Here is a 14645-nt window from a genome sequence, read left to right as displayed (position 1 = left end):
CACCGCAGTGCCATGAAACCCGCGCAAGCGGGTTTCTTACTTTGTCCTTAATGCAAAACTTATTTTCATGTCAAGAAAATCGATCTGATATGGTCATCTGAGCGTATCAGATGGCCTAAAAAGCGCATAATGTGCGCACCCTTTCCCAAGCTCCATGTCGTGGGGATCGGGTCGATTTTCTGCAAGCGAAGAGCGTGTTGTCACTAGCTCGGCGGTTCGTGTTCCCAGGTTCATGTTCGGTAGCTAGGACAACTTGGAGTATTCACGGAGATGTCTATGACAGAAGACGCAAAGCCGCGCAGGCGGTTCCTGCAGGCGTTGGCCATTGTGCCGGCGTCGACGCTGGCGGTGGGCGCAATGACCACCGGCTGTGCCAACGAGCCGGATAGCGCCGCAGCGCGCGCGGCCAAGCCTTACGAACCCACCTATTTCACCAAGGCCGAATGGGCCTTCATCGTGGCCGCGGTGGATCATCTGATTCCCGCAGACCAGTACGGTCCCGGCGCCATCGAGGCCGGCGTGCCGGAGTTCATCGACCGCCAGATGGAAACCCCGTTCGGCCACGGCAAGCTCTGGTACATGCAAGGTCCGTTCCACACCGACCAGGTGCCGGAACTGGGCTACCAGCTGAACCAGAATCCCCGCGAGGTCTATCGCCACGGCATCGAGGCCTGTGACGCCTGGTGCGTGAAGACGCACGGCAAGGCCTACGCCGAACTGGACAAGCCGCTGCAGGAGCAGATCCTGAAGGACCTGCAGGGCGGCAAGATCAAGTTCGAAACCGTGCCTGCCACGACGTTCTTCAGCTTCCTGCTTTCCAACACCAAGGAAGGCTTCTTCGCCGATCCGATGTATGGCGGCAACAAGAACATGGTGGGTTGGAAGATGGTGGGTTTCCCGGGCGCGCGCGCGGACTTCATGGACTGGGCCGACCAGCCCAACGCGAAGTATCCCTATGGCCCGGTGTCGATCTCTGGGGAGAAGGGTTAAGCCATGGCGATCAAGAAAGACAAAGTCGATGCGGTGCTGGTCGGGTTCGGCTGGACCGGGGCGATCCTCGGCCAGGAGCTGACCGAGGCCGGCTTGCATGTACTGGCGCTGGAGCGCGGCGCGATGCAGGACACGCCCAAGGACGCCGAGTATCCCAAGGTTGCGGATGAGCTGGCGTACTCCGTGCGCGGCAAGCTGTTCCAGGACCTGTCCAAGGAAACCGTGACCATCCGCCATGGCGTGGACGACGTGGCCGTGCCGTACCGCCAGAACGGCTCGTTCCTGCTGGGCACGGGCGTGGGCGGCGCGGGCTTCCACTGGAATGGCATGCACTACCGTGTGCTGCCCGAAGAACTGGAGCTGCGCACCCGGTATGAAACGCGCTACGGCAAGAACTTCATCCCTGAAGGCATGACCATCCAGGATTTCGGCGTGACCTACGATGAGCTGGAGCCGTACTTCACGAAGTTCGAGTACGTATGCGGCACCTCCGGCAAGGCCGGCAACCTGAACGGCCAGATCGTCGAAGGCGGCAATCCGCTGGAAGGCAAGCGCAGCAAGGAATTTCCGCTGCCGCCCCTGACCACCACCTACGGCGCCCAGTTGTTCGACAAGGCGGCGCGCGAGGTCGGTTTCCATCCGTATCCGGCGCCTGCGGCCAATGCTTCGGGTCCGTACACCAACCCTTATGGCGTGCGTCTCGGCCCCTGTAATTTCTGCGGTTTCTGCGAGAACTACGGCTGCTACATGTACTCGAAGGCCTCGCCGCAGACCACCATCCTGCCGGTGCTGCTGAAGAAGCCCAACTTCGAGCTGCGCACGCACTCGCACGTGATCAAGGTCAACCTGGACTCGAGCGGCAAGAAGGCCGTGGGCGTGACCTACATCGATGCGCAAGGCCGCGAAGTGGAGCAGCCGGCGGACCTGGTGATCCTGTCGGCCTACCAGATGCACAACGTGCGCCTGCTGCTGCTGTCCGGCATCGGCAAGCCCTACGATCCCAAGACCAATGAAGGCGTGGTCGGCAAGAACTATGCGTACCAGATGAACGGCGCGGTCAGCGTGCTGCTGCCCAAGGGCACCCAGCTCAATCCCTTCGTGGGCACGGGCGCGGGCGGCGTGGGCATGGACGACCTGAACGGCGACCAGTTCGACCACGGCCCGCTGGGCTTCCTGGGCGGCGCCAGCATCCGCCACGTGCGCTACGGCGGCCGTCCCATCAAGCAGACGCCCACCATGCCGGGCACGCCCAGCTGGGGCACGGGCTGGAAGGCCGGCGTACAGGACGCCTACCAGCGCCACATGTCCATAGGCATTTCCGGTTCGGTGATGTCGTACCGCGACGCCTATCTGTCGCTGGACCCGACCTACAAGGACAGCTTTGGCCAGCCGCTGCTGCGCATGACCTTCGATTGGCACGACAACGAGTTCGACATGCTGGGCTACATGGGCAAGCGCATGGAAGAAGTGGCCAAGGCCATGAAGCCCGAAAAGTACGCCGTGGGAGTGCGCAAGAAGGGCGCGCGCTACGACACGCGGGTCTACCAGAGCACGCACAACACGGGCGGCGCCATCATGGGCACCAACCCCAAGGATAGCGTGGTCAATAAGTACCTGCAGAGCTGGGACGTGCCCAACCTGTTCGTGATGGGCGCCTGCGTGTTCCCGCAGAACATGGGCTACAACCCCACCGGCCTGGTCGGGGCGCTGGCCTATTGGTCGGCGCAAGCGATCCGCGACCTGTATCTGAAGAACCCCGGCCCGCTGGTCCAGGCTTAAGGAGACGGCACAATGATTAAGCAGACCATTGTTGCGGCCATCTCCGCCCTGGTGGCCAGCGCCGCGTTCGCCGCGGACGGCACGCCGGCCGCCGCCGACGCCCAGATGATCAAGCAGGGCGAGTACCTGTCGCGCGCCGGCGACTGCATCGCCTGCCACACGGCCAAGGACGGCAAGCCGTTTGCGGGCGGCCTGGGCATCGATTCGCCGCTGGGCATGATCTATTCCACCAACATCACGCCCGACAAGGACACCGGCATCGGCGGCTATTCCTACGAGGACTTCGACCGGGCCGTGCGCCATGGCGTGGCCAAGGACGGGCACTCGCTGTATCCGGCGATGCCGTACACCGCCTATGCCAAGGTCACGCCCGAGGACGTGAAGGCCCTGTACGCCTACTTCATGCACGGCGTGGAGCCGGTCAAGCAGGAGAACAAGGATACGGACATCATCTGGCCCTTGTCGATGCGCTGGCCGCTGGGCGTGTGGCGCTGGATGTTTGCGCCCGACGTGGCCACGGCCCCCGTGACCGCGGACACCCAGGGCGCCGACCGCGCCGCGCTCCTGCGCGGCCAGTACCTGGTCGAAGGCCTGGGCCATTGCAGCACCTGCCACACGCCGCGCGGCGTCGCCTTGCAGGAAAAGGCCTTGACCGAGGCGGACGGCTCGGCCTTCCTGTCCGGCGGCGTGGTCGAAGGCTGGCTGGCCAAGAACCTGCGCGGCGACACGACCGACGGCCTCGGCAGTTGGAGCCAGGCGGACATCGTGGCCTTCCTGAAATCCGGTCGCAACGGCCATTCCGCGGCTTTTGGCGGCATGGCGCAGGTGGTGGGCGACAGCACGCAGCACCTGTCCGATGCCGACCTGAACGCCATCGCGGCCTATCTGAAGAGCCTGCCGCCGGTGAACAAGGACGCCACCAAGCCGCTGGCCTACAACGAGTCCGTGGCGCAGGCGCTGCGCACGGGCAAGGACAAGGGCGACGGCGCCATGGCCTTCCTCAACAATTGCGCGGCCTGCCACCGCAGTACCGGCAAGGGCTATGCGGAAACCTTCCCGCAGCTGGCGTTGAGCTCGACGGTGAATTCGGCGGACCCCGCGTCCCTGATCCACATCGTGCTCAAGGGCGCGCAGATGCCGGCCACCGCGGCGGCGCCCACTGCCTACGCGATGCCGGGCTTCGACTGGCGCATGACCGACAAGGAAGTCGCCGATGTGGTGACGTTCGTGCGGTCCAGCTGGGGCAACCAGGGGGCGGCCGTCACCGCCGCCGACGTGGCCAAGGTGCGCAAGGACGTGGGGGCGGCGCCGCAGCCCGCGCGTTGAGGTCCCCGCGGCATCGCGCAGCGTGATGCAACACGGCGCCGGCAAGCTGCAGGGCTTGCCGGCGCTGTTTTTTCCGCGGAATTTGACAAGAGCCGATGCCGGGCGCAAGCTTCACCACATGCGCCGATCCCTGACCCCGTTCGCTTTGATTATTACCACCATCAAGGTCATGGTGGGTTAGCGCGCGTCGGTACATCGCTACATAAACCCGCCAGAGGCGGGTTTTTTGTTGGCCCGCCTCCTGCCGCAGTTTTTTCCAGGAGAGCACTTCATGATGTCCACAGAACCTTCCGCCGCCGCCACGCCCATGCTGCACTTTCTGTGCGGCAAGATCGGCGCCGGCAAATCCACGCTGGCGCAAGCCTTGGCCGCGCGGCCCGGCACCATCCTGCTCAGCGAGGACAGCTGGCTGGCGGCGCTGTATCCCGGAGAAATCGTGGACCTGACCGACTACGCCCGCTGCGCCAGCCGCCTGCGCAATGCCATGGGCAGCCACGTGGCGGCGCTGGTCGGGGCGGGCTTGTCGGTGGTGCTGGACTTCCCGGCCAACACGCGGCGCAGCCGTGAATGGCTGCGCCAAGTGGCGCAAGAGGCCGGCTGCGCCCATCAGCTGCATTTTCTGGATCTGCCCGATGAGGTCTGCAAGGCCAGGCTGCGCGCGCGCAATGCCTCGGGCACGCACCCTTACACCACCACGGACGAACAGTTCGACATGATCACGGCGTACTTCGTCGAGCCGGACGAAGACGAAGGGTTCAATCTGGTGCGCCACGGGCAAGCCTGAAGAGAGGGACGCCGGCCGGGCGCGCCTGCTATGATTGCTGGATAAATATCCAGTCTTCCGGCCCGGCCGATGTTCCCCGCCTACCGTTACTACTATCTGCACAACTTCCAGCGCGCGCTGACGTGGGTGGGCGACCGCTACGCCGACCTGCTGGACGACGCCGAGCGCCGCTTCATGGCGGAATTTCCGGCCTTGCCGCAGGCATCCCAGGCCCTGATGGTGCGCATGCTGATGCGGCGCGGGCCATGGTTCCGCGCCAGCCGGCTGACCTACGAGGAGATCGGCGCGGCCGAGGCCGCCGCCGGGCCGCTGCTGCAATTGGGCTGGCTGGACGCGCAGGCGCCGATGACGCTGGATGAACTCTTCGGCCTGCATACCAAGCCGGAGCTGAATCGCATGTTTGCGCAGGTGCCGGCCAAGTCCGCCCCGCGCAAGGGCGATCTGCTGGAGGCCGTGCGCGTCGCGTGCGCGGATGCGCGGCCCTATGCGGACTGGAATCCTGCAGCGGACGAGCCAGTCTGGCGCGTGGCCGTATCGGATGTCTGTGAGCGATTCCGCCTGATGTTCTTCGGCAATCTGCACCAGGACTGGTCGGAGTTCGTGCTGGCCGACCTGGGCGTATTCCAGTACGAGACCGTGCCGTTCGATGCCTCGTCGCGCGCCTTCCAGACGCGCGAAGACGTGGACTGCTATCTGGCGCTGCACGCCTGCCGCGTCGCCCTGGATGAGGGGGCGGATGCCGATGCGCTGATGCAGGCCGTGCAGGCCTGCGCCAGCGCCAACCCCTGGCTCGAAAAGCGTCGCGCCAAAGTGCTGTTGCGCATCGGGCAGTCCTGCGAGCGGTCGCAGGACTGGGACACCGCGCAGCGCGTGTACGAGGCCTGCGCATATCCTGGCGCGCGCCATCGCCGCATCCGCGTGTATGAACGCATGGCGCGGCACGGCGACGCGTTGGCCCTGGCTCTGCAGGCGCAGGCCCAACCTGAAAGCGAAGAGGAAAGCCAGCGCCTGGCGCGCATGCTGCCGCGGCTGTATCGCGGCGCGGGGCAGGGCGCTCCGGCGTGCGAGTCGGCTCCCGCCTTGCTGCGCACCGATCTGACGCTGGCGCGCCCGGCAGAGCGAACTTCGGTGGAATTCGTCACCCGCGATCACCTGCATCGGGACGACGCACCCGTGCACTACGTGGAAAACGCACTGATCAATTCGCTGTTCGGACTGCTGTGCTGGCCCGCGGTGTTCGCGCCCTTGCCGGGCGCCTTCTTCCATCCGTTCCAGCGCGGTCCGGCGGACCTGGACGCGCCGGATTTCCATGAGCGCCGCGCGGCGCTGTTTGCGCAATGCCTGGCGCAGCTGGACACGCCGGGCTACCGCGACCTGATCCTGCAACGCTACGCCGAAAAATCCGGACTGCAATCGCCCTTTGTTTTCTGGGGCTCCCTGTCCGAGGGCCTGCTGACGCAGGCGCTGGACTGCCTGCCTGCCGCCCACTTGAAGCTGTACTTCGAACGCCTGCTGCGCGACGTCAAGACCAACCGCTCCGGCTTGCCGGACCTGATCCGCTTCTGGCCGGCCGAGCGCCGCTATGAGCTGATCGAGGTCAAGGGGCCGGGCGACAAGCTGCAGGACAACCAGATCCGCTGGTTGCGGTACTGCGTGTCGCACGGCATGCCGGTGCGGGTGTGCCACGTCAGCTGGCGCGAGGACGCGGCATGAGCTACGCCGTGGCGGTGCGCGCCCTGTGTGAATTCACGGCGCGGGCGGGGGATCTGGACCTGCGCTTCACGCCTGCGCCTACGGGTCTGGAGGGCATGGCGGGCCATGCCGCCGTGACGGGGCGCCGGGGGCCGGATTACGAGATCGAGTTGGCGCTGTCCGGCCTGCATGAAAACCTGCTGGTGCGCGGCCGCGCCGATGGCTACGATCCCGTGGCCAATCAGCTCGAAGAGATCAAGACCTACCGCGGCCAGCTTGAAAGTGTGCGCGATAACCACCGCGCAGTGCATTGGGCGCAGGCCAAGGTGTACGGGCATCTGCTGTGCCAGGCGCGCGGACTCGCAAGCCTGCACGTGGCGCTGGTGTACTACAACGTGGTCACCGAGGAAGAGACGGTGCTGGTGGAAACGCACGAGGCCGCCGCGCTGCAGGCGTTCTTCCGCGAGCAATGCGGAAGATTCCTGGCCTGGGCAGCGACCGAGCTTGCGCACCGCCAGGCGCGCGATGCGGCGTTGGAAGCGCTGAAGTTTCCGTACGGCGAGTTCCGCGCGGGGCAGCGCGAGCTCGCCGTGGCCACGTACCGCACGGCGCGCGACGGCGGCTGCCTGATGGCCCAGGCGCCCACCGGCATAGGCAAGACGCTGGGGACGATCTTCCCGCTGCTCAAGGCCAGCCCGGGCGCGAGCCTGGACAAGATTTTCTTCCTGGCCGCCAAGAGTCCGGGCCGCGGCCTGGCGCTTGAGGCGCTGGACACGGTCAACGCGCAGCCGGCTGCGCCCGGCTTGCGGGTGCTGGACTTGCAGGCGCGCGACAAGACTTGCGTCCACCCGGACCTGGCCTGCCACGGCGAGTCCTGCCCGCTGGCGCAGGGATTCTACGACCGCTTGCCGCAGGCGCGCGAGGCCGCGCTGTCGCATGCGCGGCTGGATGCCGCCACGGTGGCGGCCACCGCGCGCGAACATCAGGTCTGCCCGTACTACCTGTCGCAGGAGCTGATCCGCTGGAGCGACGTGGTGGTGGGCGACTACAACTACTACTACGACGCCACTGCGATGTTGTACGCCATGACGCAGGTGTACCAATGGAAGGTGGCGGTGCTGGTGGACGAGGCTCACAATCTGGTCGACCGGGCGCGCCGCATGTACACGGGCGAGCTCGACCAGGCCTCGCTCGCGGCGGCGCGCTACGCCGCGCCCAAGGGGCTGAAGAAGTCCCTGGATGGTTTGCAGCGCTCATGGAACGCGCTCAACAAGAAGCAGGCGGAGCGCTACCAGGCCTATGACGAGGTCGCGGCCGGCGTGCTGGCCGCGGTGCAGAAGGCGGTGGGCGCGATCATGGAGCACATGGCCGAGAACCCGCTGCCGCAGGACGATCCCGTGCTGGCGTTTTACTTCGAGGCCTTGCAATTCATGCGGCTGGCCGAGCAGTTCGGCTCGCACGCGCTGTTCGATGTGACTCTGTCGGACGCCAGCGCGGCCGGCGCCAAGACGCCGCCCTCCGTGCTGTGCGTGCGCAACGTGATCCCGGCGCCTTACCTCGCGGCGCGTTACGCGGCGGCGCATGCCACGGTGCTGTTCTCGGGCACGCTGAGCCCGCAGCAGTTCTACCGCGACACGCTGGGCCTGCCCGCGGCCACGCCCTGGCTGGACGTGGCCGCGCCATTCCAGGCCGAGCAGCTGGCGGTGAGGGTGGTGGGCAACGTATCCACGCGCTATCGCGACCGCGAGCGTTCGCTGGCGCCCATCGTCGAACTGATTGCGCGGCAATACGCCGAGCGGCCGGGGAACTACCTGGGTTTTCTCAGCAGTTTCGACTATCTGCGCCAGGTGTCGGACCTGATGCGTGAGCGCCATCCCGCGGTGCCGATCTGGCTGCAGACGCCGGGCATGGACGAGGCGGGCCGCGCGGCGTTCCTGGCGCGCTTTACCGAAACGGGGCAGGGCGTGGGCTTCGCGGTGCTGGGCGGCGCATTTTCGGAAGGCGTGGACCTGCCCGGCAGGCGGCTGATCGGCGCGTTCATCGCCACGCTGGGGCTGCCGCAGGTGAATCCCGTGAACGAGAACATGAAGCGCGCCATGGACTTGCGCTATGGCGTGGAGAACGGCTACGACTACACCTACCTGTACCCCGGCATGCAGAAGGTGGTGCAGGCGGCGGGCCGCGTCATCCGCACGGAACACGACGTGGGCACGGTGCACCTGATCGACGACCGCTACCGCCGCGCCAAGGTGCGCGGGCTGCTGCCGGGCTGGTGGCGGATCGAGTGATCAGGCCGGGTGCAGTTCGGTCAGCGGCTGGCTGGGGTCGCGGCTGAGCTGGTACCCATACCAGAGGCTGCGCGCCATGCGCCGGGCCATTTCCTGGGCTGCGTCGGCCAGCGCCCGGTTGGGCAGGGCGTCGGTGGTCTCCTGCCATAGCGCCAGCCAGCGCTCGAACAGTTCTGCGCTGAGGTTCGGCATGGCGGCATGCTTGGGCATGGGCATGCCGGTGAAGCGGCGCGTGCCCAGCAGCACGGCGGACCAGAAATCCGACAGGGTCGCCAGATGCTCGTCCCAGTCGTGCACCTGGCTGTTGAAGACCGGGCCCAGCTGCGCGTCCGCGCGCGCCTTGCCGTAGAAGGCGTGCACCAGGTCGCGGATTTCGGCTTCGGTGCAGATGTCTGCGTCTGAGGTCAAGGTCGTCTCCTTGTGGGGCGGAAGGCGATCTTAGGGCGGGTGCGCCAGCCTGCGGTTTGATCTGGCGCAAGTTTTCCGGCCTGCCGCGGGATCCGGCGCGCCAAGCGCGGCGCCTGTGGTTTGCGTAGTATCGTCTGCCTGCGCGGCCGGCGTCCGGCAAGCGTGACCCCATATGATCAGGCGCCCCGAGTCGAAGGCGCGCCGCAAGGAGACCCGCATGACCATTGCCGCCCCGGCCGCAGCCGTCCCATTGAACGACATCGTGGCGATGCCCGCGCACGCGCTGTCCGAGGCGATCCGCAAGCGTCAGGTGTCCTGCCGCGAGGTCATGGCGGCCTACCTGGCGCACATCGACCGGGTCAATCCCAAGCTCAACGCCATCGTCGCCCGGCGCGACAGCGACGAACTGCTGCGCGAGGCCGATGAGCGCGACGCCCAATTGGCCGCGGGACAGTGGCTGGGCTGGCTGCATGGCATGCCGCAGGCGCCCAAGGACCTGACCGCCGTGCGCGGCATGGTCACGTCCATGGGCTCGCTGGTCTACAAGGACCAGGTCACGGCGCACGACTCCATCATCATCGAGCGCATGCGCGCGTCCGGCGCCATCTTCATCGGCCGCAGCAACGTGCCGGAGTTCGGCCTGGGCTCGCACACCTATAACCAGGTATATGGCGTCACGGGCAATCCCTACGATCCGTCCCGGACCGCGGGCGGCAGCAGCGGCGGCGCTGCGGCCGCGCTGGCGGCCCGCATGCTGCCGGTGGCGGACGGCAGCGATTTCGGCGGCTCGCTGCGCAATCCCGCGGCGTTCTGCAACGTCTACGGCATGCGCCCGTCCGCTGGCCGCGTGCCTTACGGACCGTCGACCGAGGTTTTCCTCAAGCAGCTGGCGGTTGAGGGGCCGATGGGCCGTACACCGCGCGACGTGGCCATGCTGCTGTCCGTGATGGCGGGGCCCGACCGCCGCGTGCCGCTGTCCCTGACCGGCGACCCGGCGCAGTTCGCGCAGTCCCTGGACGCCGACCTGCGGGGCAAGCGCGTGGGCTGGCTGGGTGACTGGAATGGCTACCTGCCGATGGAGCCGGGCATTCTGGAGCTGTGCGAGCAGGCGTTGGCCGGCCTGGCGCAGACCGGCTGCGAGGCCGTCGACTACCAGGTGCCATTCGCCGGCGAACGCCTTTGGCGCATCTGGCTGGCTCACCGCCACTTGATGGTGGGCGGACAACTGCACCCCCTCGTCCACAATCCCGAAACCCGCAAGCTGGTGAAGCCGGCCGTGGTCTGGGAAGTCGAAGGGCTGGAAGGCATGACGGCGCGGCAGGTTTACCAGGCCACCGAAGAGCGCAGCGCCTGGTACCAGACCGTGCAGCGCATGTTCGACGACGTGGATTATCTGGCGGTGCCGTCGGCCCAGGTGTTCCCCTTCGACGCGGCGCTGGACTGGCCCAAGGAGATCGCCGGGCGTCCCATGGACACTTATCACCGCTGGATGGAGACCGTCACGCCCTGGACGCTGGCGGGCTGCCCGGTGATCAGCGTGCCGGTGGGATTCAACGCCGCAGGGCTGCCCATGGGCATGCAGCTTATTGGGCCGCCGCAGGCGGACCTGGCTGTGCTGCAGCTTGCGCACGCCTATGGGCAGGCGCAAGACTGGGTGCAATCCCGTCCGCCCGCGGCGCTTTGGAGCGGCGCCGCCTGAAAACGGGTCCGGTACGCATTGTTGCGGGAAAAGACAAGCCCTTGTAAGAGGGCTTTGCTTTTTTCCGACGCAAAGCGCCATATTTCCCGCAATTTCGGCGTTTTCCGTGGCTGTCAGCGTTTGCCTTTGCAATAATTGTCAACCAACTCACAACATCCCGTAATAAATGGACAGCCTTGTGTCCCCGGTTCTGTTCCAGAATATTTCGGTCCAATCGACGAGTTGATTTTGCATAGAGGTCTCCCGGCATGAAGAATCTGACACTACGCCAGCGCATCCTGGCCAGCTTCCTGGCGATTCTGGCCATCATGGCGTTGATGGTGGTGATGGATTACCGGCGCCTGCTGGTCATCGAGTCGGAAGTCGAGCTGATCAACAATGATGCCGTGCCCGGCATCTACTACAGCACTTCGATCCGGGCCTCCTGGTTCGCCGGCTTCGTGCTGGTGCAGGACGCGTTCAACATGGAGACGGACCAGGAACGCAGCCGCATCCTGGCGGGTCTGCCCGAGACCGATAAGTTGCTGGCGGACGATATCGAGCAATACCGTCGCACCATCGCGCGCGCCGACGACCGGCAGATGTTCGAGGAGTTCGAGAAGGAACTGCAGGAGTACAGACGCATCCGCGCCAACATTCTTGCGCCTGCCGCGCTGGCGGACCCGGCGCGGGCGCAGGCGCTGATCAAGGCGGAACTGCGGCCGGCGTTCTACAAGGGCCGCGACATCCTCGCCAGGATGGTGCAGGAAAACAAGAAACAGGCCGACGAAGCGGCCGTCGCCATCAAGCAATCGGTGAACAGCGCCGAAACGCGCATGCTGCTGTCGCTGGGCCTGGCGATCGTGGCCGCCATCATCTGCGGCATCCTGCTGATGCGCGCCATCGCCAACCCCATGCGCGCCATCGTCAAGACCTTGGAGGCCACCGGCGGCGGTGATCTGACGCGACGCCTGACGCTGGCGCGCAAGGACGAATTCAACGCCATCGAAACCGGCTTCAATGGCATGGTGGACGAGCTGACCGGTCTGGTTGGCAAGACGCAGCGCTCCGCGGTGCAGGTGGCCACCTCCGTCACCGAGATCGCGGCCACTTCCAAGCAGCAGCAGGCGACGGCCTCCGAAGTCGCCGCCACCACGACCGAGATCGGCGTGACCTCGCGCGAAATCTCCGCCACCTCGCGCGAGCTGGTGCGCACCATGGCCGAAGTCTCCGGCGCGGCCGAGCAGACCGCGGCGCTGGCGGGCAGCGGCCAGGTGGGCCTGGCGCGCATGGAAGACACCATGCGCAACGTGGTCGGGGCGGCGGGTTCGGTCAACGCCAAGCTGGCGATCCTGAACGAGAAGGCCGGCAACATCACGCAAGTGGTTACTACGATCACGAAAGTGGCGGACCAGACCAACCTGCTGTCGCTGAACGCGGCGATCGAAGCCGAGAAGGCCGGCGAATACGGCCGCGGCTTCGTGGTGGTGGCGACCGAGATCCGCCGGCTGGCGGACCAGACCGCCGTCGCCACCTACGACATCGAGCAGATGGTGCGCGAGATCCAGTCGTCGGTGTCTGCCGGCGTCATGGGCATGGACAAGTTCTCCGAGGAAGTGCGGCGCGGCATGGCCGACATGCAGCAGGTGGGCGACCAGCTGTCGCAGATCATCCAGCAGGTGCAGACGCTGGCGCCGCGCGTGCAAATGGTCAACGAAGGCATGCAGGCGCAGGCCACCGGCGCCGAACAGATCAACCAGGCCCTGCAGCAGCTGAGCGACGCCGCCCAGCAGACCGTGGAATCGCTGCGCCAGTCCACGCTGGCGATCGAAGAACTGACGCTGGTCGCCAACGACCTGCGCAGCGGCGTTTCGCGCTTCAAGGTGTGATGGTTGCCATGGCGCAGCGCGCTCCCTCTGCTGCGGCCGGACGCCGGCTGTACCTGCTGTTCCGCATCGGCGGCGACCGCTATGCGCTGGACGCAAGAGACATCGCCGAGGTGCTGGGCCTGCGCCCGTTCAAGCAGGTGCCGGGCGCGCCGGCGTGGGTGGCCGGCGTGATGGACCGCCGCGGCGTGGCTGTCCCCGTCATCGACATGAGCGCGCTGGCGGGGGGCGGCACGGCCGCCGCCGTCACCAGCACCCGGCTGGCCCTGGTGCGCTATCAGGCGCAGTCGGACGGGCCGGAACATCTGCTGGGGCTGATCCTGGAGCAGGCGACCGAAACCGTGCACTACGATCCCGCAGCGTTTCAGTCCGGCGGCCTGGACAATCCGCAGGCGCGCTATCTGGGCGCGGTGCTCGGCGATGCCGACGGCATGGTGCAGGCTGTCAACGTGCGCGACCTGCTGCCTGCGCCCGTGCAGGCGCTGTTGTTTCCCGCCGACGCCGCAGGCGCGGCGCGCGAGGCGCGGCCATGATGCTGATCGACGAGTTCAGCGCCTTGCTCAAGCGGCGCATGGGCCTGGATAGCGGCTCCATCGGCAAGGCCGCCGTCGAGCGCGCGGTGCGGCGCAGAATGGGCATGGCCGGCATTGCCGATGAGCAGGATTACCTGTGGCAGGTGCAGGCGGCGCCTGCCGAGATGCAGCAGCTCATCGAAGCGGTCATCGTGCCGGAGACCTGGTTTTTCCGTTATCCCGAATCGCAGGCGGCCATGGCCGCGCTGGCGCGGGCGCGCCTGTACGCCACGGGCGCCGAAGGCCGTGTGTTGCGCGTGTTGAGCGTGCCCTGTTCCAGCGGCGAGGAGCCTTACTCCATCGCCATGGCGCTGCTGGACGCCGGCGTGCCCGCCGAACGTTTCCAGATCGACGCCTTCGACATCAGCGTGCGCATGGTCGAATTCGCGCGGCGCGGCCTGTACGGCCGCAATTCATTTCGCGGCGATGACCTGGGGTACCGCGACCGCTATTTTTCGGAGACCGCCGACGGCCACCAACTGGCCGCCCACGTGGCGGCGCAGGTGCGGTTCCAGGCCGGAAATCTGTTCGATCCCGATCTGCTGGCAGGGGTGGCGCCCTATGACTTTGTGTTCTGCCGCAATCTGCTCATCTATTTCGACGCGGCAACGCAGGCCCGCGCCGTGCAGGTGCTGCGCAGCTTTACGCGCGAGGATGGCGTGCTTTTCGTCGGCCCGGCCGAAACCACCTTGCTGACCGGCCGCAGGCTGCCGGCAGTGCCCATGGCGCGTTCGTTCGCCTTCCTGGCCAAGCCGCTGCCCCCGCCGGCCGAGCCTGTCGCGCCGGCGGCAGCGCGGCCCATCGTGCACAGCTGGACGCCGCCCAGGCGGCCGCTGGCCCAGGCGCCGGAGCCCGGCCTGCCCCTGGCGCATGCGCCCATACCGGCGATACCCGCGGCGCCCGTGGTCGCCTCGGCCGGATTGCGCGACGCGCAGGCCTCCTTGCGCCATATCGCGGCCCTGGCCGACCAGGGCCGGGTGCAGGACGCCATGGCGCAGTGCCAGGCGCACATAGGCACCCACGGCGCCAGCGCCGAGGCCCTGTATCTGCAAGGCTTGCTGCAGGACGCGGCAGGCGACGCGCGGCAGGCGCAAGCGGCCTACCGCAAGGCGCTCTATCTCGATCCGACCCATCGCGAAGCCCTGCTGCATCTGGCCGCGCTGGTGGCGTCGGACGGCGATCACGAAGCGGCCAGCCGCCTGCAGGCGCGCGCGGCTCGCGGGGAGGCGCGACGTGGTTGAA

The 14645-nt window shown here is 66.9% G+C and carries 11 protein-coding genes; 10 read left to right on the top strand and 1 reads right to left on the bottom strand.

Annotated features, from left to right (window positions below; all coding sequences use genetic code 11):
• The first annotated feature begins 276 nt into the window (after positions 1-276).
• The 6 genes from AC1RHV_RS05515 (at position 277) to AC1RHV_RS05490 (ending at position 8859) form a co-directional block, all read left to right on the top strand.
• Entirely contained in the window at positions 277-990 is a 714-nt protein-coding gene (locus AC1RHV_RS05515; protein ID WP_492299993.1) for a gluconate 2-dehydrogenase subunit 3 family protein, read from the top strand.
• 3 nt (positions 991-993) lie between these two features.
• Positions 994-2769 carry a GMC family oxidoreductase gene (locus tag AC1RHV_RS05510; protein ID WP_492299991.1) on the top strand — a complete coding sequence of 592 codons (1776 nt, stop codon included), beginning with the start codon at positions 994-996 and terminating at the stop codon, positions 2767-2769.
• A 12-nt stretch (positions 2770-2781) separates the two neighbouring features.
• On the top strand, positions 2782-4095 hold the full coding sequence (locus AC1RHV_RS05505) for a cytochrome c (RefSeq protein ID WP_125473720.1): 1314 nt from the start codon (positions 2782-2784) through the stop codon (positions 4093-4095).
• Positions 4096-4366: 271 nt separating this feature from the next.
• Complete coding sequence (locus AC1RHV_RS05500) at positions 4367-4879, top strand: P-loop nucleotide/nucleoside kinase family protein (RefSeq protein ID WP_192328230.1); 513 nt, start codon at positions 4367-4369, stop codon at positions 4877-4879.
• Between the two features lie 69 nt (positions 4880-4948).
• Positions 4949-6592 (top strand): VRR-NUC domain-containing protein, encoded by a 1644-nt coding sequence (locus AC1RHV_RS05495; protein WP_492299989.1) that lies wholly within the window; start codon positions 4949-4951, stop codon positions 6590-6592.
• Positions 6589-8859 (top strand): ATP-dependent DNA helicase, encoded by a 2271-nt coding sequence (locus tag AC1RHV_RS05490; protein ID WP_492299987.1) that lies wholly within the window; start codon positions 6589-6591, stop codon positions 8857-8859. The genes AC1RHV_RS05495 and AC1RHV_RS05490 overlap by 4 nt, the downstream gene beginning before the upstream one ends.
• Here AC1RHV_RS05490 and AC1RHV_RS05485 read toward each other — a convergent pair whose 3' ends face one another.
• On the bottom strand, positions 8860-9267 hold the full coding sequence (locus AC1RHV_RS05485) for a group III truncated hemoglobin (RefSeq protein WP_119451386.1): 408 nt from the start codon (positions 9265-9267) through the stop codon (positions 8860-8862).
• 217 nt (positions 9268-9484) lie between these two features.
• Here AC1RHV_RS05485 and AC1RHV_RS05480 point away from each other — a divergent pair, with 217 nt between their 5' ends.
• The 4 genes from AC1RHV_RS05480 to AC1RHV_RS05465 all read left to right on the top strand — a co-directional run bounded on the left by AC1RHV_RS05480 (position 9485) and on the right by AC1RHV_RS05465 (position 14644).
• Positions 9485-10966, top strand: coding sequence for an amidase (locus AC1RHV_RS05480; RefSeq protein ID WP_306653361.1), 1482 nt, complete (start codon positions 9485-9487; stop codon positions 10964-10966).
• A gap of 248 nt (positions 10967-11214) precedes the next feature.
• Entirely contained in the window at positions 11215-12834 is a 1620-nt protein-coding gene (locus AC1RHV_RS05475; protein WP_054456378.1) for a methyl-accepting chemotaxis protein, read from the top strand.
• Positions 12834-13364 carry a chemotaxis protein CheW gene (locus AC1RHV_RS05470; protein ID WP_374762720.1) on the top strand — a complete coding sequence of 177 codons (531 nt, stop codon included), beginning with the start codon at positions 12834-12836 and terminating at the stop codon, positions 13362-13364. Before AC1RHV_RS05475 ends, AC1RHV_RS05470 begins: the two co-directional genes overlap by 1 nt.
• A complete protein-coding gene (locus AC1RHV_RS05465; protein WP_082401157.1) occupies positions 13361-14644 on the top strand; it encodes a CheR family methyltransferase in 1284 nt (427 codons plus the stop codon). Before AC1RHV_RS05470 ends, AC1RHV_RS05465 begins: the two co-directional genes overlap by 4 nt.
• Position 14645: the final 1 nt, after the last annotated feature.

The sequence above is a fragment of the Achromobacter sp. GW823-FHT04E03 genome (genome assembly GCF_058796095.1).
The sequence above is the reverse complement of the archived record's forward strand: the minus strand, read 5'-3'. Positions and strand labels throughout refer to the sequence as shown.